The sequence below is a fragment of the Nocardioides pakistanensis genome (assembly GCF_054781215.1).
This window is the reverse complement of the sequence record NZ_BAAGUV010000002.1, coordinates 241,181-260,080: the sequence shown is the minus strand read 5'-3', so window position 1 is coordinate 260,080 and position 18,900 is coordinate 241,181. Positions and strand designations below refer to the sequence as shown.

The 18,900-nt window shown below is 70.2% G+C and carries 17 protein-coding genes; 9 read left to right on the top strand and 8 right to left on the bottom strand.

Annotated elements, in window-relative coordinates; translation table 11 throughout:
- Nucleotides 1-41: 41 nt before the first annotated feature.
- Nucleotides 42-2,198: an NAD-dependent DNA ligase LigA gene (gene ligA, locus ACYVIH_RS01310; RefSeq protein ID WP_460865065.1), complete on the bottom strand. Its 2,157-nt coding sequence runs from the start codon at nt 2,196-2,198 to the stop codon at nt 42-44.
- A 104-nt stretch (nt 2,199-2,302) separates the two neighbouring features.
- Here ligA and ACYVIH_RS01305 point away from each other — a divergent pair, with 104 nt between their 5' ends.
- Complete coding sequence (locus ACYVIH_RS01305) at nt 2,303-2,929, top strand: alpha/beta hydrolase (RefSeq protein ID WP_460865063.1); 627 nt, start codon at nt 2,303-2,305, stop codon at nt 2,927-2,929.
- A 6-nt stretch (nt 2,930-2,935) separates the two neighbouring features.
- On the opposite strand, the gene ACYVIH_RS01300 is transcribed toward ACYVIH_RS01305, so the two are convergent.
- Nucleotides 2,936-3,418, bottom strand: a complete 483-nt coding sequence (locus ACYVIH_RS01300) for an Lrp/AsnC family transcriptional regulator (RefSeq protein ID WP_460865059.1) — start codon at nt 3,416-3,418, stop codon at nt 2,936-2,938.
- 109 nt (nt 3,419-3,527) lie between these two features.
- Between ACYVIH_RS01300 and ACYVIH_RS01295 the strand changes: the two genes are divergently transcribed.
- Nucleotides 3,528-4,739, top strand: a complete 1,212-nt coding sequence (locus tag ACYVIH_RS01295) for a trans-sulfuration enzyme family protein (protein WP_460865056.1) — start codon at nt 3,528-3,530, stop codon at nt 4,737-4,739.
- Here the strand turns inward: ACYVIH_RS01295 and ACYVIH_RS01290 are convergent.
- The 4 genes from ACYVIH_RS01290 to nagA all read right to left on the bottom strand — a co-directional run bounded on the left by ACYVIH_RS01290 (nt 4,702) and on the right by nagA (nt 9,491).
- Nucleotides 4,702-5,703 carry a methionine synthase gene (locus ACYVIH_RS01290; RefSeq protein ID WP_460865053.1) on the bottom strand — a complete coding sequence of 334 codons (1,002 nt, stop codon included), beginning with the start codon at nt 5,701-5,703 and terminating at the stop codon, nt 4,702-4,704. The genes ACYVIH_RS01295 and ACYVIH_RS01290 overlap by 38 nt on opposite strands.
- Nucleotides 5,700-6,809, bottom strand: a complete 1,110-nt coding sequence (gene mnmA / locus ACYVIH_RS01285; RefSeq protein ID WP_460865050.1) for a tRNA 2-thiouridine(34) synthase MnmA — start codon at nt 6,807-6,809, stop codon at nt 5,700-5,702. The genes ACYVIH_RS01290 and mnmA overlap by 4 nt, the downstream gene beginning before the upstream one ends.
- Nucleotides 6,810-6,811: 2 nt before the next feature.
- Nucleotides 6,812-8,056 carry a cysteine desulfurase family protein gene (locus ACYVIH_RS01280; RefSeq protein ID WP_460865046.1) on the bottom strand — a complete coding sequence of 415 codons (1,245 nt, stop codon included), beginning with the start codon at nt 8,054-8,056 and terminating at the stop codon, nt 6,812-6,814.
- A gap of 259 nt (nt 8,057-8,315) precedes the next feature.
- Nucleotides 8,316-9,491: an N-acetylglucosamine-6-phosphate deacetylase gene (gene nagA / locus ACYVIH_RS01275; protein WP_460865043.1), complete on the bottom strand. Its 1,176-nt coding sequence runs from the start codon at nt 9,489-9,491 to the stop codon at nt 8,316-8,318.
- A 177-nt stretch (nt 9,492-9,668) separates the two neighbouring features.
- Between nagA and ACYVIH_RS01270 the strand changes: the two genes are divergently transcribed.
- The 7 genes from ACYVIH_RS01270 (at nt 9,669) to ACYVIH_RS01240 (ending at nt 16,855) form a co-directional block, all read left to right on the top strand.
- The gene (locus ACYVIH_RS01270; RefSeq protein ID WP_460865040.1) at nt 9,669-11,270 is read left to right on the top strand and encodes an ABC-F family ATP-binding cassette domain-containing protein; all 1,602 of its coding nucleotides are present in this window, start codon (nt 9,669-9,671) and stop codon (nt 11,268-11,270) included.
- 107 nt (nt 11,271-11,377) lie between these two features.
- Nucleotides 11,378-12,034, top strand: coding sequence for a SipW-dependent-type signal peptide-containing protein (locus ACYVIH_RS01265; protein ID WP_460865039.1), 657 nt, complete (start codon nt 11,378-11,380; stop codon nt 12,032-12,034).
- Between the two features lie 126 nt (nt 12,035-12,160).
- Nucleotides 12,161-12,643 (top strand): signal peptidase I, encoded by a 483-nt coding sequence (locus ACYVIH_RS01260; RefSeq protein ID WP_460865037.1) that lies wholly within the window; start codon nt 12,161-12,163, stop codon nt 12,641-12,643.
- Entirely contained in the window at nt 12,640-13,506 is an 867-nt protein-coding gene (locus ACYVIH_RS01255; protein ID WP_460865036.1) for a calcium-binding protein, read from the top strand. Before ACYVIH_RS01260 ends, ACYVIH_RS01255 begins: the two co-directional genes overlap by 4 nt.
- Nucleotides 13,507-13,575: 69 nt before the next feature.
- Nucleotides 13,576-14,448 carry a PT domain-containing protein gene (locus tag ACYVIH_RS01250; RefSeq protein ID WP_460865034.1) on the top strand — a complete coding sequence of 291 codons (873 nt, stop codon included), beginning with the start codon at nt 13,576-13,578 and terminating at the stop codon, nt 14,446-14,448.
- Between the two features lie 200 nt (nt 14,449-14,648).
- On the top strand, nt 14,649-16,082 hold the full coding sequence (locus tag ACYVIH_RS01245) for a histidine kinase (RefSeq protein WP_460865032.1): 1,434 nt from the start codon (nt 14,649-14,651) through the stop codon (nt 16,080-16,082).
- Nucleotides 16,079-16,855, top strand: a complete 777-nt coding sequence (locus ACYVIH_RS01240) for a response regulator (protein ID WP_460865030.1) — start codon at nt 16,079-16,081, stop codon at nt 16,853-16,855. Before ACYVIH_RS01245 ends, ACYVIH_RS01240 begins: the two co-directional genes overlap by 4 nt.
- A gap of 191 nt (nt 16,856-17,046) precedes the next feature.
- On the opposite strand, the gene ACYVIH_RS01235 is transcribed toward ACYVIH_RS01240, so the two are convergent.
- Together ACYVIH_RS01235 and ACYVIH_RS01230 are read right to left on the bottom strand one after the other, a co-directional pair.
- On the bottom strand, nt 17,047-17,994 hold the full coding sequence (locus ACYVIH_RS01235) for an electron transfer flavoprotein subunit alpha/FixB family protein (protein WP_460865028.1): 948 nt from the start codon (nt 17,992-17,994) through the stop codon (nt 17,047-17,049).
- A 19-nt stretch (nt 17,995-18,013) separates the two neighbouring features.
- Nucleotides 18,014-18,778, bottom strand: coding sequence for an electron transfer flavoprotein subunit beta/FixA family protein (locus tag ACYVIH_RS01230; protein ID WP_460865026.1), 765 nt, complete (start codon nt 18,776-18,778; stop codon nt 18,014-18,016).
- Between the last annotated feature and the right edge of the window lie 122 nt (nt 18,779-18,900).

Below are 18,900 nucleotides of genomic sequence, written 5' to 3'. Positions count from 1 at the left end.
TTGTCCGCACGCCGGCGGACCGGTGGATAGGGTTCGGGCCGTTAATCCCCAACTTGGGCGACATCGCGGGCGGCGTCGGGGCCCTTCTCGAGCAGCACCCGGAAGCCGTCCTCGTCGAGGATCGGCACCCCGAGCGAGACGGCCTTGTCGTACTTCGACCCCGGCGCGTCCCCGACCACCACGAAGTCGGTCTTCTTCGACACCGAGGAGGCCGCCTTGCCGCCGCGGGAGATGATCGCCTCCTTGGCCTGGTCGCGGCTGAAGCCGGTCAGTGAGCCGGTGACCACGATGCTGAGCCCCTCGAGGTGGCGGGGCACGGACTCGTCGACCTGGTCCTCCATCGTCACGCCGGCCGCCGTCCACTTGTCGACGATCGCGTTGTGCCAGTCGGACTCGTCACCGTCGAACCAGCGGCGGATCGACTCCGCGATCGTCATCCCGACGCCCTCGACCCCCGCGAGGTCCTCGACCGAGGCCGAGCGGATCGCCTCCATGGAGCGGAACTCGGTGGCCAGCGCGCGGGCTGCGGTCGGTCCGACGTGACGGATCGACAGCGCGACCAGCACCCGCCACAGCGGCCGGTGCCTCGCGTCCTGGAGGTTCGCCAGCAGCCGCCGGCCGTTGGCGGAGAGGACCGGCGCGTCTCCCTCGCCCTTCTTCGGTGCCCTGGTGAACATCGGTGCGCGCAGCAGCTTCGCCTCGTCGAGATCGAAGATGTCGCCCTCGTCCTCGAGCACGCCCGCGGTCAGCAGCGCGTCGGCCGCCTCGTAGCCGAGCACCTCGATGTCGAAGGCGCCCCGGCCGGCGACGTGGAACACCCGCTCGCGCAGCTGCGCCGGGCACGAGCGGTGGTTGGGGCAGCGCAGGTCGGCGTCGCCCTCCTTCTCCTGCACCAGTGTGGTGCCGCACGAGGGGCACTCCGTGGGCATCACCCACTCCGCGAGCCCGTCGGGGCGCAGGTCGTGCACCGGCCCGAGGATCTCCGGGATCACGTCGCCGGCCTTGCGCAGGATCACGGTGTCGCCGGGTCGCACGTCCTTGCGCTTGACCTCCTGGGCGTTGTGCAGGGTGGCCATCTCCACGGTGGAGCCGGCGACCTTGACCGGCGCCATCACGCCGTAGGGAGTGACCCGTCCGGTGCGACCGACGTTGACCCGGATGTCGAGCAGCTTGGTGTTGACCTCCTCGGGCGGGTACTTGTAGGCGATCGCCCACCGCGGCGCCCTCGAGGTCGATCCGAGACGGCGCTGCAGCGACACCTGGTCGACCTTGACCACGACGCCGTCGATCTCGTGCTCGACGTCGTGCCGGTGCTCGCCGTAGTAGTCGATGAACTCCCCCACCGCCGCGAGGTCGGGCAGCACCTTGGCCAGGTCGCTGACCGGAAGGCCCCAGGCGCGCAGCGCGTCGTAGGACTCCGACTGCCGGACCGGCTCGAAGCCCTCGCGCACGCCGAGGCCGTGACAGACCAGGGCGAGCGGACGGGTCGCGGTGACCCGAGGGTCCTTCTGCCGCAACGAGCCGGCCGCCGCGTTGCGTGGGTTGGCGAACGGGCCCCGGCCGGTGTCGAGCATGGACTCGTTGAGCTTCTCGAACGCCTCGACCGGGAGGAACACCTCACCGCGGACCTCGACCCGGCTCGGCACCGGGAAGTCGTCGCTGGCCTTCAGCCGGTGCGGCACGTTGTCGATCGTGCGCACGTTGGGTGTGACGTCCTCACCGGTCCGTCCGTCGCCGCGCGTCGCGCCGCGGACCAGTCGCCCGTCCTCGTAGAGCAGGCTCACCGCGAGCCCGTCGACCTTCAGCTCGCAGAGGAACTCCGCGTCGTCGACGCCCTCGCGCCGCAGCCGCGCCGCCCACGCCTCGAGCTCCTCGGTGGAGAAGGCGTTGTCGAGGCTCATCATCGGCTCGATGTGCTCGACCGGGGTGAACTCGGTCGAGACCGCACCGCCGACCTTCTGCGTCGGCGAGTCGGGGGTGCGCAGGTCGGGGTAGAGCTCCTCGAGCTCCTCGAGCCGCCGCATCAACCGGTCGAACTCGGCGTCGGAGATCGTCGGGGAGTCCTTGACGTAGTAGCGCCAGCGAGCCTCCTCGACCTGCTCGGCGATCTCCTGGTGCTCCTCGCGCGCCTCCGGCGGCGTCTCGGCGACGGTGACGCCGCTGGCCTCGGGCAGCTCGGACTCAGGGCTCTGGCTCATGGCGCCTATCTTGCCCAATGCCACCGACAGGATGCGGTGCGCGGCGACCCGTCCGGAGCAGCGACGACGGCGAACCCTCACCACCCGTTTGGAAGGATCGCCGCATGTCCACTCCCTCCCTGCACCGGCTCGACCCACGCGGCCGGCCCCAGGGGCTGGTGCTGATGCTGCACGGCGGCCAGCAGGCCGGCCACGACCCGGTCGACGCCCGCAGCGCATCGTGGCAGCGGTCGCGGTGGATGCAGCGTCAGCTCGCGAGTCGGGCCCGCGCGGCGGGGGTGGGCCTCTGGCTGTTGCGGTACTCCCGCCGCGGCTGGAACGCCGGCCTCGGTCCCGTCCCCTCGCCGGTGCCGGATGCACGGTGGGCGCTGGAGGAGGTACGTCGCTCACACGGCCCGGTGCCCGTCGTACTGCTCGGGCACTCGATGGGCGCGCGGACCGCGGTGGCGGTGGCCGACGACCCGTCGGTGGCCGGCGTCGTCGCGCTCGCACCGTGGCTTCCGCCGGGCGAGCCGGTCCGCCCGCTTTCGGGCCGGCGGTTCGCCGCAGCGCACGGTCGCGCGGACCGGATCACGTCGTTCGCGGCCACCGAGCAGTTCGTACGACGGGCAGGGTCGGTCGCCCAGGATGCCGAGCTCGTCGACATGGGCGACGCCGGGCACTACATGCTGCGCCGGGTCGGGGACTGGAACGACTTCGCCATCAGCCGGTCGCTCAACTTCCTCGGCTGATCGGGTTCACTCCGCGTCGACGAGCGCCTGCCAGCCGCTGCCGTCGACGTGCTCGAAGATCAGGTTTGTCTCCGAGTGCGACACCGCGGGATGCGTGGCGAGATGGGTCAGCACGAAGTCGCGCAGGTCGCCGGCGTCCTTGGCGACCACGTGCAGCAGGTAGTCGTCGGCGCCGGCCATGTGGAACATCGACAGCACGCCCGGCCACCCCGGCGCCGCCTCGCGGAAGCTGTCGACCGCCGCCCGGTTGTGCTGGCCGAGCCGCACCGCGATCAGCGCCTGCAGCGACAGCCCCAGCACCGAGAGGTCTATGTCGGCGGCGTAGCCGCGGATCAGCCCGCTGGAGCGAAGGTTGCGCAGCCGGGTGGAGACCGTGGACTCGGCGACCCCGACCGCGGTAGCCAGCGCAGCTCCGGAGGCACGGGCGTCGGAGGCCAACGCGCGCAGCAGCGCCTGGTCGATCCGGTCGAGCACGGGTTTCTTCGCCATCGGACCTCTCCTCGATCGACAGCCGCAGCATCTTCTAGAGAAGACTAACTCGCCCGCAGGATCCTTCGGTGATCTTGCCCACACAGACGGATGGTGCTGCCCTGGGTGCATGAGCAGCCAGTTCCGCCACTTCGAGACCCTGGCCGTCCACGCCGGCATGGAGGGCCTCACCGAGTCGGGGTCGCACGTGCCCCCGATCGACCTCTCCACGACGAACCCGCTCCCCTCGGTCGAGGCCGGCGGCGACGCCTACGAGTCCCTCGCCGGCGGCCACGATCTCGCGCCGGGGCAGACCGCGGTGTACCAGCGGCTCTGGCAGCCCGGTGTCGCCCGGTTCGAGGACGCGCTCGCCACGCTCGAGCACACCAGCCACGCGGTGGCATTCGCCTCCGGTATGGCCGCGCTCAGCGCCTGCCTGGTCGCTTCCGTGTCGCACGGCAAGCCGCACGTCGTGGCGCTCCGGCCGTTGTACGGCGGCTCGGACCACGTGCTGGCCAGCGGGCTGCTCGGCACCCGGGTCACCTGGTGCCACACCGCCGACGAGGTTGCCGCAGCGATCGAGCCGGACACCGGCCTGGTGATCCTCGAGACCCCGGCCAACCCGACCTGCGAGCTGGTCGACATCGAGACCGTCGTGCGTGCGGCGGGCGACGTGCCCGTGCTGGTCGACAACACGTTCGCCACCCCGGTGCTGCAGCAGCCGGCACTGCACGGCGCCCGGCTGGTGCTGCACAGCGCCACGAAGTTCCTCGGCGGCCACGGCGACGTGGTCGGCGGCGTGGTCGCCTGCGACGAGGAGTGGGCGGCGATGCTGCGCCCGGTGCGCGCCCTGACCGGCGGGATCCTGCACCCCTTCGCCGCGTACCTGCTGCACCGCGGCCTGCGCACGCTGCCGATCCGGGTCCGCGCCCAGCAGGAGACCGCCGCCGCGCTGGCCGGCCGGCTCGCCGCGCACGACGCGGTCGCTGCCGTGCACTACCCCGGCGCCGACGCCGACCCGCACGGCGTGCTCGGGCGGCAGATGCACGGCACCGGCTCGATCCTGGCGCTGGAGCTGCACGGCGGCTACGACGCGGCGGCGACGTTCGTCGAGAGCGTCTCGCTGGCCACGCACGCGGTGTCCCTCGGCGGCGTGGACACGCTCGTCCAGCACCCGGCCTCGCTGACCCACCGCCCGGTCGCCCCGGAGGCGCGGCCGCATGCGGGCGTCGTGCGGATCTCGGTCGGTCTCGAGCACGTCGACGACCTGACCGTGGACCTGCTGCACGCCCTGGACGTCAGCCTCAGCCGGACGCGAGGTTCCGTGCGACTGTCTCGCTGAGCTGCATCGCGCGCCGGGCCCAGCCGGTCGACGCGCCGGCCAGTCCGCAGCTCGGCGTGATCACCAGCTCGCCGCTCCCCTCGTCCGGGTCGAGGCCGAGCATGTCGAGCATCCGGAGCACCCGCGTGGTGAGCGCACCGTCCTCGGGCCACCTGTCCGGGTCGGTGGCCGGCACGATTCCGAGCATCAGCATCCGGCCGCTCTCCAGCACCTCGGCGAGCGCGTCGTACGACTCGGCGGTCTGCACCGAGAGGTCGATCGAGATCCCCTCGGCGCCCGCCCCGGTGAGCAGCGCGAACGGCACGTCGGCCGCGCAGCAGTGCACGACCGGCACCGCGCCGGCGTCCTTGACCGCGGCCACCGTCCACTCCAGCGCGGGCGAGGCCTCGGGGTCGTCGACCGACCGGTGCCGGTGGAAGCCGGAGGCGGTGGGCACGTTGCCGGCGAGTACGGCGGGCAGCGCGGGCTCGTCGAGCTGTACGACGATCTCCGCGCCCGGAACGCGCCGCTGGACGTCCTTGACGTGCGTGCCGATCCCCTCGGCGAGCGCCTGGGCGAGCTCGCGCCGGGCGCCGTGGTCGGCGAGCAGCCGGTCGCCGGTGGGCCGTTCGACGGTGGCGGCCAGCGTCCAGGGGCCGGTGACCTGGAGTTTCAACCGCCCGCTGTAGCCCTGCGTCTGCTCCTCGAGCGCGTCGAGGTCCTGGGCCAGCAGGGACCGCGCCCGTCGCTGGTCGAGGCCCGGGGCTGCGCCGGTGAGCCGCCAGCCGGCAGGCTGGAGGTCCGCGCCGAGCTCGGCGACGATCGCCAGCGCGCGACCGACCATGTCGGAGTGTGCCCCGCGAGCGGGGAGCTCGGGGAGGTAGGGCAGGTCGGGGACGGTGTCGAGGACGATCTTCAGCGCCTCGTCGAAGTCGGTGGCGTCGGTGCCCGGGTAGGAGCCGATGCCGGTCGCACTGATCCTCATGCGTCCTGGCGCTCCCGGCGGTGTGCGCGGCTGATCGTGGCGGAGCCGACGACGCGGGTGCCGTCGTAGATCACGACTGCCTGTCCGGGCGCGATGCCCTGTGCCGGGTCGTGCAGCTCGACGACGACCTCGTCGCCGTACACACTGACTCGTGCGCGGTGCTCCTCGCCGTGGGCGCGCAGCTGCACGGTGCCTTCGAGCGGCCCGGTCGGCACGGTGCCGCACCAGCGGGGCCGGAAGCCCTCGATGTGGTCCACGGTCAGCTCCTCACGCGGCCCGACCGTGACCGTGCCGGAGACCGGCTCGATGTCGAGCACGTAGCGGGGCTTGCCGTCTGGCGCCGGCCGGCCGATCCGCAGGCCCTTGCGCTGACCGATCGTGTAGCGGTAGGTGCCCTCGTGGGTGCCGAGCACCTCGCCTGTCTCGTGGTCGCGGATCTCACCCGACGTCATCGGCACCCGCTCGCCGAGCTTCTCCTGCAGCCAGCCGCCGGTGTCACCGTCGGCGATGAAGCAGATGTCGTGGCTGTCGGGCTTCTGTGCCACCTGGAGGCCGCGGCGCTCGGCCTCGGCGCGGACGTCCTCCTTGCGGGAGTCGCCGAGCGGGAACAGCGAGTGCGCGAGCTGCTCCTGGGTGAGCACGCCGAGCACGTAGGACTGGTCCTTGCCCATGTCGACCGCGCGGTGCATCTCGATCAGCCCGTCCTCACCCGTGACGAGCTGCGCGTAGTGGCCGGTCGCTACGGCGTCGAAGCCGAGGGCCAGCGCACGCTCGAGCACGGCGGCGAACTTGATCTTCTCGTTGCAGCGCAGGCACGGGTTGGGCGTGCGGCCCTCGGCGTACTCGGTCATGAAGTCCTCGACCACGTCCTGGTGGAAGCGGTCGCTCATGTCCCAGACGTAGAAGGGGATCCCGATCACGTCGGCGGCGCGACGGGCGTCGTTGGCGTCCTCGATCGTGCAGCAGCCCCGGGCGCCGGTGCGGTAGGACTTCGGGTTGCGCGACAGCGCGAGGTGGATACCGGTGACGTCGTACCCCATCTCCGCGGCGCGCGCTGCGGCCACGGCGGAGTCGACGCCGCCGGACATGGCAGCAAGGACACGCATGCTCAGCCCGCCTTCGCCGCCGTGAGCGCGGTGAGGTTCCCCAGGCCGGAGGTGAGGCCGGCCGCGCGGGCACGCTCGACGACCGGGCCGATCGCCTCCACGAGCGCGTCGACGTCGGCCTGCGTGGTGGTGTGGCCCAACGAGAACCGCAGCGCGCTGCGCGCGGCGACGTCGTCGGCGCCCATCGCCAGGAGCACGTGCGAGGGCTGCGGCACCCCGGCCGAGCACGCCGATCCGGTCGAGCACTCGATGCCGCGCGCGTCGAGCAGCATCAGCAGCGAGTCGCCCTCGCAGCCGGGGAACTGGATGTGCGCGTTGCCCGGCAGCCGGTTGGTCAGCGAGCAGTCCTTGTCGCCGTTGAGGACCGCGTCGGGGACAACCTCCGAGACCCGGCGGAGCAGGTCGTCGCGGAGGGCGGCCACACGTACGGCGTGCTCGGGCTGCCGTTCGACGGAGATCTCGACCGCCGTGGCGAACCCGCGGATCGCGGGCGCGTCGATCGTGCCGGAACGGATGTCGCGCTCCTGGCCCCCGCCGTGCAGCAGCGGGACGAGGTCGAGCTCGCGGCGTACGACGAGCGCGCCGACGCCGATCGGGCCGCCGACCTTGTGCGCAGTCAGCGTCAACGCGTCCACCCCGCTCGCGGCGAAGTCGACCGGGATCTGCCCGACGGCCTGCACCGCGTCGGTGTGCACCGGGATGCCGTGCTCGTGGGCGATCGCGACGACCTCGTGGATCGGCTGGATGGTGCCGACCTCGTTGTTGGCCCACATCACGGTGACCAGCGCGACGGAGTCGGGGTCGCGCTCGATCGACTCACGCAGCGCGTCGAGCTGCAGCCGCCCGCACCGGTTGACCGGGAGCAGCTCGACCTCGGCGCCCTGGTCCTCCAGCCAGTGGAGCGTGTCGAGCACGGCGTGGTGCTCCACCGACGTGGACAGGATCCGGTTGCGACGCGGGTCGGCCTGCCTGCGCGCCCAGTACAGGCCCTTGACCGCGAGGTTGTCGGACTCGGTGCCGCCGGAGGTGAACACCACCTCGCCGGGACGCGCGTTGAGGCAACGGGCGATGGTCTCGCGCGACTCCTCCACCACCCGGCGAGCCGCACGGCCCGCGGCGTGCAGGGACGACGGGTTCCCCGGGCGGGTGAGCTGCTCGGTCATCGCAGCCACGGCCTCGGGGTACATCGGCGTCGTCGCGGCGTGGTCGAGGTAGACCGCGCGGCCGGCGGGTCGGGGGTGGGTCATCGCGTCTACCAGGGTACGGCGTGAACCGATCCGTGCCGAAAAGCCCGTCCCGCCGCCTCGCCTCAGCCGGTCAGCCTGCGCAGTCAGGTAGGCACCGCCACGCGTCGGCAGGGCCACAACGACGTGCACTTGCGAAGGGCGGACGGGCCCGCCCGGCGGTGAGTTTGAATGTCCGGCGGCCAAGTGCACGTTCATCTGGCCCTCAGGTCTGCCGCGGCACTCGACCCCGGCGGGCTGGCCGCTTCAGCTCGCCGCCGTCTCAGCCCAGCCACTCCCCGGCGCGCATCACGGCGGTCGGGCGCAGGTCGGCATCGGTGATGACGAGATCCGCCCGCCCTCCGGGGGCGAGCACCCCGGCCGTGCCACCGAGGCCGGCGGCCCTGGCCGGCGTGCGTGTCGCGGCGGTGACGGCGTCGACGATGTCGACCCCTGCGTGCACACAGCGGCGGACGACGTCGAGGAGGTGGGCGGTGCCGCCGGCGAGTGGCCCGTCGGAGCCTATCCGCGCGATGCCGTCGTCGACTGTCACCCGCTGCGAGCCGAGCTCGTAGTCGCCGTCGGGCATCCCGGCGGCGGCCATCGCGTCGGTGACGAGCACGACCCGGTCGGGGCCGAGCAGGCTGAAGACCATCCTGACCGTGTCGTCGTGCAGGTGGACGCCGTCGGCGATGAGCTCCACGAACGCGTCGCCGTCCGCCGCTGCGGTGAGCGCGCCCGCTACGGGCCCCGGGGCTCGATGGTGCAGCGGCGGCATCCCGTTGAAGAGGTGGGTGACCAGGCCGGGCCGACCCAGCGCGGAGTGGGTGCGGGCGAGGGTCTCGCGGACGCGCTCGGCATCCGCGTCCGTGTGCCCGACTGCGGGGACCACGCTGTGCTCGAGCAACAGCTCGATCACCGCGTCCGCGCCAGTCACCTCCGGGGCGATCGTCATCACCTTGATGCGGCCTTGTCCGGCGTCGAGCATGTCGCGGCTGAATGCGACGTCGGGACGGCTCAGGTAGCGAGGATCCTGTGCGCCACAACGGCTTTCGGCGAGGAAGGGCCCCTCAACGTGGATCCCCGCGAGCTCACCGCGCCCGACCGCCTCGGTCAGCGCGGCCACCGCCTGCAGCATGCGGTCGGGCGCGTCGGTGACCGTGCTCGCCAGCATCGTGGTCGTGCCGTGGCGGGCGTGCTCGCTGGTGGCAGTGGCGATCTGGTCTGCCTCGCCGGCCGTGAATGAGGCGCCTCCCCCGCCGTGGCCGTGTACGTCGACGAGGCCGGGAAGGACGAACCCGTCGTGCGGGGCCGTTACGATCCCTGCCCCGTCGGCTGGGGCAGTCCCCGCGGCAGCGGGACCGACGTACTCGATGGCGGAAGCGGTGACGACGACCAGTCCGTCCTCGACCACTCCTGTCGGCGTGACTAGCCGCCCTCGCACCTGTGTCGTGGTCACCTCGCCGACCCTAGCGATGCGGGACCGCGAAAAGGCGTTGCGGAGTGCCATCGCCTGCGGCCACACTCGTCCGCGACATGAAGAACTGACATCGGCCTCACTCGCGTCCGCGGCGCCCTCCTCCAGTGAGCGGCATCGGCCCGGCGAGTGCTCATCCCGTCACGAACGGTGTCGCTGATGTCTATCCAGATCCACTCCTCCCTGTCCGCACTCGTCGCCCGCGACGTCACGCGTGCCTACGGCGATCGCGTCGTCCTCGGCGGCGTCGACCTCGTCGCCGAACCCGGCCGGCCGCTCGGACTTGTCGGCGAGAACGGCGCCGGCAAGTCCACCCTGCTCCGCATCCTGTCGGGCACCGAGCCTGCCGACGGCGGCTCGGTCGCGCGACCGGCGGACCTGGCGTACCTGACACAGGAGCCGACATTCGCCGAAGGCGCGACCGTCGGCGACGTGCTCGACGAGGCGCTCGCTCCGTTGCTCGACGCAGTCGCAGGGCTCGAGCGGCTCGCAGCTCGTCTCGACGACCCGGCGGCCCAGGGCGACTACTCCGCGCTCCTGGACTGGGCGACGACCCACGACGCGTGGAACGCCGACCACCGGGCCGAGGCAGCCGCCGCGCGGCTGGGACTCGACGCTGTCGACCGTTCTCGGCCGGTCGGGTCCATGTCGGGCGGCCAACGGATGAGACTCGCGCTGGCTGCGCTGATCACGCGTCGTCCCGAGTGCGTGCTCCTCGACGAGCCGACCAACCACCTCGACGATGCCGCGGTGGCGTTCCTCGAGGACTTCCTGTGCGACCTGCCGGGCGTGGTGGTGGTCGCCTCGCACGACCGGACGTTCCTCGACAACGTCTGCTCGACGATCCTCGACCTCGACCCGATGCACCTCGGCCTCGACGGCTCGGGTGGCAACAGGTTCACCGGCGGTTACACCGCCTATCTCGCCGTCAAGCGTGACGCGCGCCGGCGATGGGAGGAGGCGTTCCTCGCCCAGCAGGACGAGCTCAACGACCTTCGACACGCGGCTCGGACGACTGCGCGCGCTGTGGCGCCACACAACCGTCCGCCGCGGGACGGCGACAAGTTCATCTACTTCGGCAAGGGACAGAAGGTTGCCAAGGCCATCAGTCGTCGCGTGCGCGACACCGAGCGGCGGATCGAGGTGCTCGAACGCGACCGGATCCCCCAGCCACCGCGACCGCTTGCGTTCAACGGCACCCTGACCGGCGACGGCGCTGCGAGTGTGCTCGCGCGCGACCTCGTCGTACCCGGTCGACTGCATGTGCCCAGGTTGGACCTCTCCCCCGGCGAGGAACTGCTGGTCACCGGAGCGAACGGCTCGGGCAAGTCGACCTTGCTGAAGGTGCTCGCCGGGGAGCTGTCAGCTTCCGGCCACCTCCAGGTCGCCGCGCGGCGCATCGGTCACCTGCCGCAGGAGGTGGTCTTCAGCCGTGCCGACCGCTTGGTGCTGGAGGCGTACGCCGCGGCGACCGGCGCGCCAACCGCCCTCGCGGAACTGGGACTCCTGCACCCGCGTGACCTGACCCGGCCGGTCGGCGTGCTGAGCATTGGTCAGCAGCGTCGGCTCGCGCTGGCGATCCTGATCGCCCGCTCCCCCGACCTGCTGCTCCTCGACGAGCCGACCAACCACATCTCGCTGACGCTGGCCGAGGAGCTCGAGGAAGCGCTGCAGACCTCGCTCGGCACCGTCGTCGTCGCCAGCCACGACCGCTGGCTGCGCGGACGTTGGGCAGGGCCGATCTTGCCCTTGCATGCCTGAGGATCCGGCGTTTCGTCAATATTGACGATGAGTCAGGGTGCTGCCGCCAAGCAAGGTGAGGTGGTGTCCCGGGGAGTTCCCGGGGGGGAATCAAAGAGGGGAATCCCATGAACAACCTGAAGAAGCTCGGCCTAAGCGGTCTCAGCATTGCCGCCGTCGCGGCCGGTGTCGCCGCCACCGGTGGCACCTCCGCGTTCTACTACGACGCGGAGACCTTCACGAACTCCATCGAGGCCTGTGGCTTCGACCTCAGCTACGAGACCGTGGTAGCCGAAGGAAAGACGAACGACCCCAACAACACAGACGCGGTCGTGGTGAACAATAGCGGGAACATCTCGATCACGGGCGTCCACCCCGGCGACTATTACGAGGTCGCTGTGAAGGTACAGAACCTCGGCGACTGCGGTGGCGAGCTCTGGCTTCAGGTTGACGACATCAGCAACCTCGAGAATGGGTTCACGGACGAGGAGAGTCAGGCAGGCGACACCGGGCCGGCCGGCGAACTCGGCGAATACGTCCAGATCGGAATCCCGGGGGTTGGCGGTACGAGCATCAAGAACGTCGGTTGGTTCTCCGCCCCGCAGAACGTCAGTGGCGTCCTTGGAGATCTCAGCCCCACCGATGTCTGGCAGGGCACCATCTACGTCGACGTGCCTCTCGGAAACCGGTCGGACGGCAACCAGATCATGACTGATTCGTTCAGCTTCGCGCTTGATCTGGCGCTCGTCCAGGACGGTCAGAACCCCGGCGCCCAACTCGACTAGCGCACACGCGAGACCTTCCATTTACCCGAGGGGTGCGGTCACCCGCACCCCTCGGGGTCCCACGATCTGAGGTGTCAAGGAATGCTGGCAAGATGGGTTCGTTGGATATCTGGGTCGCTGGTCGCGATGGTGACCGTGACGACGCTGGCCGTCCTCGTTGCGCCGCGCCTGTTCGGCTGGACGCCGTACGTTGTCACGTCCGGAAGCATGAGCCCCACATTCAATGCGGGCGCCGTCATTGTCGCAGCCCCCACTGACGGAATGACGCTGCGCGTGGGGGATGTGGTCTCCTTCAACACGGAATCCGGTATGACGACGCACCGCGTTGTCGAGCGGCGCACCGCCCGAAACGGTGACTCTGAGCGGGTGACGTATGTGACTAAGGGTGATGCGAACAAGAGTCGTGATCCTGCCCCGCTCGACCCCCGCAACGTTGTGGGTACCGCGAAGTTCGGGGTGCCACTGCTCGGGTATGCCGTCAACTTCGTGAAGACGCCGGCTGGCGCAGGAGCGCTCGCAGCCTTGGTGCTCCTCCTGCTCTTCACCGGCGGGGAGAGCAGGAAGGCGTCGCAGTCCACGAAGGTTCACGAACCCGCGGTGACGTCATGAAGCGCAGCACCGCCGCCACGGCCGCAGGAGCACTTGTCAGCGGCCTGTTGGTCGCTGTCGCGGCGTCGAGCACCCCATCCACTTCGAGCTACCTCTACGACCTGGAAACCATCAAGGGCGAATTGAGTGCCGGCACTTGGCAGACCACTCCCGCCATCTGCGACGAGATCCTCGACAAGCCGCACGCCACCGTGTTCACAGGTACAGCTGGCGTGGACGTGCTCTTGGCCTGGCAGCTCGAGAAGAAGAATGGCGTCTATCCCCAGGTGATTCTCGGTCTAGGCGGGAACGACGTTTTGAAGGGTGGAAACCAGAACGACTGCTTGGTGGGTGGCGAGGGGAACGACATCCTCGGCGCGCTCGGCCGCGAGCACGAGAACGGCAAGGACATTCTGCTCGGGGGCCCCGGTAACGACTTGTTGTTAAGCGGAAACGGCAAGGACTACCTCGACGGCGGACCTGGCGACTGCGACATCTGTATCGGTGACAACGGCAAAGACACCTTCCACGGATGTGAGCGGATCTTCGACACGAACTCCCTGCCGTTCGGGCTGAACCTGTCCAACCTCGAAGACCAGGCGAACCTGCTGCTCCTTCTCCAGAGCGGTGAGCCGGAGTCAGAGAAGAAGCCAAGCATCACAAAGAGTCAGTCGTTGCAGGAAGAGAAGCTAGCACCTGCCGATACCGGCGATGACTCGAAAGTGCTGGCGGAACCACCGGAAGAGCGAACCGAGGAAACGGCGTCCGCCGACGAGTTGGTCGAGGACCCCGAGTCGGCCGAGATCTCGACGCCTGAGGTTCAGGAGCTCGAGTCCTCCGAGGTGACGGACACAGAGCCGGCGCCCGACGAGCCCACGTCGTGACTCGATGGCATCACACAGAGCGAACCCATCAGAAGTGCGAGAAGACACAGCAGGAGAGAAGCAATGAGGATGTCGACACGGACACGGCTCAGCGTCTCCGCTGCTCTGGTCGCTGCACTCTTCTTCGCCCTTCCGGCAGCGGCCCGAACGTCGTTCGTGACTCCCGGCGGAGGGCAATCGGTCGGGCCGATGCAGCCCGGCGACACCGTGGCAACGACGTACGAGGTCCGGAACCAGTACAAGCTCGCGGGTCGACTCAAGCTCACCGCCCGCGCAGTGGTTGATGAAGAGCGCGGATGCCTCGAGCCAGAGATCAACGAAGGTCGCGACGCCACCTGCGGTGAGCACGAGGGCGAGCTCGGGGACTGGCTGCGACTCTCGGTCGAGAGCGCCGATGCCGGCCTCGGCACCATCTGGACAGGCAGCCTCAAGGATCTCAGCACGGGTGTCGTGGTCGACCGGATGATTCCCGCCTCGGCCGCGTGGCGAGTCAACTTCGTCTCGCACCTGCCGGTCGAGGCGCCGAACGCGGTCATGACGGACGCGATCCGCTACGACCTCGAGTGGGAGATCACGGCCGGGTCGACGCCCGACGTACCGACGATCGTGGTACCCACCGACGGTCCGAGCGAGGAGCCGACCAACCAGCCGACCACCGAGCCCACGGACAAGCCCACGGAGCAGCCGACAGACCAGCCGACCGTGGCCCCGACCGAGGCGACCGCGACACCCACCGCAGGCCCGACCGACGACGAGAAGGACGAGGACGAGGTTGCGGGCGTCGAAGGTGAGCGACCGCGACCCGGCACCGGTCCGAGCATCGTCGGCGGACTCCCGGCCACCGGGGCGCAGGTGAGCCTCCTGCTGCTCCTCCTTACCGCGGGACTGCTGACCGCCGGCTCAGTCCTCATGGCGGCGGGCCGGCGCCGGACACGAGGCTGACCGACCTCCTAGCCAAATGTCCGGAATCGCCGACGAAGACACGCAATGTCACACCCCGACTAGTCCTTCCGGGCGGCACTGATTCGACCCGTTCGGCCCCTGCCGACACGCCGAAGCGATGCCGGACACTCGGTGCCGTGGGGGTTTATTACTGGGTGGGGACCCAGGGGGGATGGCTACGGCATTTCTCCCCGACCAATGTGACAAGCGCACCGACGATCCTGACGACCAACGTCGTGGTCCTCGGCACCGCGCTGACCGTGGCCAGCAGCCAGGGTGCGAGCCTGACAGCCGGGGGGCTGGTCAACTCGCTCGAGATGACTGCGGCTCTGCTCTTCGTGGCCGCAGGCCTCGTCGGCCTGGCCCGGTGGCGGATCACGTCCGAGAGTCCCAGCGCGTTGATCGGGCTGGCACTCGCGGTCTACGGGGGACTCGCGGTCCCAGTGTCGAGCGCGTCCGGTCTCGTGTACGACGATGGCACGCGGCTCCATCCCGTTTCGGGGCTGCTCGCCACGATCGCCGCGGCCGTGCTGATCATCGCTGCGCTGCAGGCGCCTCATGCCGCGGACCGGCAGAAGCCGGTGACCTTCTCGACGGTCATGTCGCCGCTGGTCGGCATCGCGCTGCTGGTGCTGATCGGCCGGGTGTTCGCCGCCGATGCCGGGCTGTCCCCGGCCACGCACGTCGTGCTGGAGCTCGCTGCGCTGGCGACCTGGGCGACGTTGCTGACCATGTACACCATCAAGGCGCGCAAGCTCGACGAGCGCTGGGTGACCACTGCTGCAGCACTCATGGCAGGCATGGTGCTGGTCGGACTCTGCCGGACGGTCGCGATCGTCGAGCCTGGGCAGTGGAGCTTCCCGGCCGCCGCCCTGCTGTTCGCGACGGCCGCGATGACGCTGGCCGTCACACTGCTCGACCTGCGTGCCGGCAGCCGCGCGCGGGTGCTGAGCCATCGCGCGGTGACGCGAGCACTCGCTCGCGCCGAGGACGTGCTCGCCGAGCAGCACGAGTGGCGGCGGCACCTCGCGCACGACAGCCGCAACGCGATGGCAGCACTGCGGATGGCGATGACGGTGCTCACCTACCAGGGTGACCGGCTGTCGGCCGAGAAGGCCGACGAGCTCCGCGGCTCGGTGATGAACGAGATCGGCCACCTCGAGCACCTGCTGCGGCGCGCGGACTCCCCCGCGATGGAGGAGTTCCCGATCGGCACTGTGCTCGAACCGATCCTCGTCGCACAACGCGAGGGCGGACTGGAGATCCACAGCGAGATCGACGACGTCACGGTCCGCGGGTTCTCCGCGGACCTGGGAGTCGTGCTCGGCACGCTCTTCAGCAACCTGCAGCCCGTCCCCGCCGGACAGCACGTGTCGCTCACCGTCGAGGAAGACTTCCCCGTCGTGCGCGTCGAGCTGAGCCGGCACCCCGTGCTGCCATCGCGTGGCCGTCACGCGGCGGGCTGCAACGGGCAGAGCCGGAGTGGTCTCGGGCTGTACGTCGCGACGCGGCTGATGGCCAACCAGAACGGCACCATCGAGCATCGCGAGGGGCCCGACGGCGAGATGTGCTACTCGCTGACGCTGATGGCCGCGCCGCCGGCCACGCAAGAGTCGTCGGAGGCGATCCGATGACCGTGCAGATCCATCCGCAGGTGCGCCGCGTCATGCTCACCGAGCGGCCGGCCCCGCGCGTGCCCTTCCAGGCTCAGCCCCAGCGTGAGCGACTGGCCGGTCCCGCCTCGACGAAGGTCGCGATCATCGAGGACCACGCGCTCCTCGCGCAGAGCCTCGGGTTCACCCTGGAGGCGACGGGCCTGGACGTGCTCGTGCCCACCCTCTCGGACGGGGCCCAGGTGCTCGAGGACCTACGTCGCTTCCGGCCCGACCTGGTGCTGCTCGACCTCGAGCTCGGCGAGCCGATCGGCGACGGGACCCGGCTGATCACCCACCTCGTCGCGATGGGGGCACGGGTCCTGGTGATGACGTCGGTGACCGACCGGCTGCGTCTCGCGGCCACGATCGAGGCCGGCGCCGTTGGCTTCCTGAACAAGACCGCGCCGGTCGACGTACTCATCGACACGGTCACCCAGGCCGCCGCCGGCGAGGACGTCATGGACCCCTCGCTGCGCCACGACCTGCTGTTCGAGCTGCGCCGTCAGCGACGCGAGGAGCAGGTGCGCGACCGGGCGTTCGCCCGGCTCACGCCGCGGGAACGCGAGGTGCTCGTCGCGCTGGCCGAAGGCAAGACCGTCGCGTGCCTGGCGCAGGAGTGGACGGTCGCGCAGACCACGGTCCGCACGCAGGTGCGCGGGATCCTCACGAAGTTCGGGGTGAGCTCCCAGCTCGAGGCGGTCGCGATGGCGCGCAAGTGCGGGTGGCTGCAGGACCCGGAGGCGCACCGCTGAGACTGCGCGGGCGGTCCCGTGGTTTCGAGACGTCGCTTCGCTCCTCCTCAACCACCGGGGTCGCTTCGCTCGTCCCTTCGAGACGGGCGCGTTCCTCGCCCTCCTCAGGGCGACGCCTCAACCACCGGGATGCAGAACGCCCCTCCGGCCACCGGGCCGGAGGGGCGTTTCGCGTGAGACGGAGCAGGCGGTCAGCCCTTGCGCTGGTTGACGCCCTCGGTCGCGGCGGGAAGGACCGCGTGGAGGTCGCCCACCACACCGAAGTCGACGAGCTCGAAGAGCGGCGCCTCCTCGTCCTTGTTGATCGCCACGATGGTCTTCGAGGTCTGCATGCCGGCGCGGTGCTGGATCGCTCCGGAGATGCCGGCGGCGACGTACAGCTGCGGGGAGACCGTCTTGCCGGTCTGACCGACCTGGAACGAGTGCGGGTACCAGCCGGAGTCGACCGCGGCCCGGGACGCACCGACCGCAGCACCGAGCGAGTCGGCGAACTTCTCGACCGGCTCGAAGTTGCCGCCGGTGCCACGACCACCGGAGACCACGATCGCGGCCTCGGTGAGCTCGGGGCGGCCGGTGGCCTTGCGCGGCTCGGAGGCGACGATCTTCGCGGCCTTCGCGGCGTCGGAGATGGTCACCGCCACCTGCTCGACCGCACCGGCACCCTCGGCCTGCTCGGGCGTCGCGGCGTTCGGCTTGACCGTGATGATCGGGGTGCCCTTGGTGACCTTCGCCTGCACGGTGTAGTTGCCCGCGAACACCGACTGCGTGGTCACCGGACCCTCCTGCACGTCGACGGCGTCGGTGATCAGACCGGAGTCGATCTTGATCGCGAGCCGGCCCGCGATCTCCTTGCCCTCGGCGCTGGAGGAGATGAGTACGGCGGCCGGGCTGGTCTTCTCGACCAGCTGCTGCAGCGCCTCGGCCTTCGGGGCCACCAGGTAGCCCTTGATCTCCGCGTCGTCGACTGTGTAGATCTTCGCCGCGCCGTAGCCCTTCAGCGAGGCGACGGCGTCGTCGGACGGGGCGCCGATGAACACCGCCGACGGCTCGCCCAGGCGGCGCGCGATCGTCAGGAGCTCGTAGGTCGGCTTGCGTACTGCACCGTCGACGTGGTCGACCAGAACCAGGATCTCGCTCATGTCAGTTACCCGACCTTCCTCAGATGAACTTCTTCGACGCGAGGAACTCGACCAGCGCGGTGGCGCCCGAGCCGTCCTCGTCGGTGACGATCTCGCCCTGCGTGCGCGGCGGGCGAGCGGCGGTGTCCTCGACCTGCGACCAGGCGGCGGACAGGCCGACCTGGGAGGCGTCGACACCGAGGTCGGACAGCGACCAGGTCTCGACCGGCTTCTTCTTGGCGGCCATGATCCCCTTGAAGGACGGGTAACGGGCCTCGCCGGACTGGTCGGTCACGCTGAGCACGAGCGGCGCGGTGCCACCGATGATCTCGGTGGCGGTGTCACCGTCGCGCTTGATCCGGACCTCCTTGCCCTGCATCTCGATGACCGAGCCGAGGGTGACCTGCGGGAGGCCGAGCCGCTCGGCCAGCATCGCCGGGACGACGCCCATGGTGCCGTCGGTGGAGGCCATGCCACACACGACCAGGTCGTGGTCGAGCTTCTTGATCGCCTCGGCGAGCACCAGGGAGGTGGCGATCGCGTCGGAGCCGGCGACCGCGTCGTCGACGACGTGCACGCCCTTGTCGGCGCCCATCTGCAGACCCTTGCGGATCGCGTCGACGGCTTGCTCGGGGCCGACGGTCAGCACGGTGACCTCGGTGCCTTCGTTCTTCTCCTTGAGCTGCAGGGCCTGCTCGACGGCGTACTCGTCGAGCTCCGACAGCAGGCCGTCCACGCCGACGCGGTCGACGGTGTTGTCAGCCTCGAATTGCCGATCGGCGGTCGCATCGGGAACGTACTTCACACACACGACAATGTTCATGGCAGTCTCGGCCCTGAGGGCCCCTCCTGTGCACTCGTCTCTGACGGTCACCCGCCCACGTGTCCCCCGAGGTTACTAGCAGGTAGCTAGCAGAGGAACCGCGC

Coding starts and splice junctions, on each gene's coding strand:
- ligA (WP_460865065.1), bottom strand. CDS start 2,198: ATGAGCCAGAGCCCTGAGTCCGAGCTGCCCGAGGCCAGCGGCGTCACC.
- ACYVIH_RS01305 (WP_460865063.1), top strand. CDS start 2,303: ATGTCCACTCCCTCCCTGCACCGGCTCGACCCACGCGGCCGGCCCCAG.
- ACYVIH_RS01300 (WP_460865059.1), bottom strand. CDS start 3,418: ATGGCGAAGAAACCCGTGCTCGACCGGATCGACCAGGCGCTGCTGCGC.
- ACYVIH_RS01295 (WP_460865056.1), top strand. CDS start 3,528: ATGAGCAGCCAGTTCCGCCACTTCGAGACCCTGGCCGTCCACGCCGGC.
- ACYVIH_RS01290 (WP_460865053.1), bottom strand. CDS start 5,703: ATGAGGATCAGTGCGACCGGCATCGGCTCCTACCCGGGCACCGACGCC.
- mnmA (WP_460865050.1), bottom strand. CDS start 6,809: ATGCGTGTCCTTGCTGCCATGTCCGGCGGCGTCGACTCCGCCGTGGCC.
- ACYVIH_RS01280 (WP_460865046.1), bottom strand. CDS start 8,056: ATGACCCACCCCCGACCCGCCGGCCGCGCGGTCTACCTCGACCACGCC.
- ACYVIH_RS01270 (WP_460865040.1), top strand. CDS start 9,669: ATGTCTATCCAGATCCACTCCTCCCTGTCCGCACTCGTCGCCCGCGAC.
- ACYVIH_RS01265 (WP_460865039.1), top strand. CDS start 11,378: ATGAACAACCTGAAGAAGCTCGGCCTAAGCGGTCTCAGCATTGCCGCC.
- ACYVIH_RS01260 (WP_460865037.1), top strand. CDS start 12,161: ATGGTGACCGTGACGACGCTGGCCGTCCTCGTTGCGCCGCGCCTGTTC.
- ACYVIH_RS01255 (WP_460865036.1), top strand. CDS start 12,640: ATGAAGCGCAGCACCGCCGCCACGGCCGCAGGAGCACTTGTCAGCGGC.
- ACYVIH_RS01250 (WP_460865034.1), top strand. CDS start 13,576: ATGTCGACACGGACACGGCTCAGCGTCTCCGCTGCTCTGGTCGCTGCA.
- ACYVIH_RS01240 (WP_460865030.1), top strand. CDS start 16,079: ATGACCGTGCAGATCCATCCGCAGGTGCGCCGCGTCATGCTCACCGAG.
- ACYVIH_RS01235 (WP_460865028.1), bottom strand. CDS start 17,994: ATGAGCGAGATCCTGGTTCTGGTCGACCACGTCGACGGTGCAGTACGC.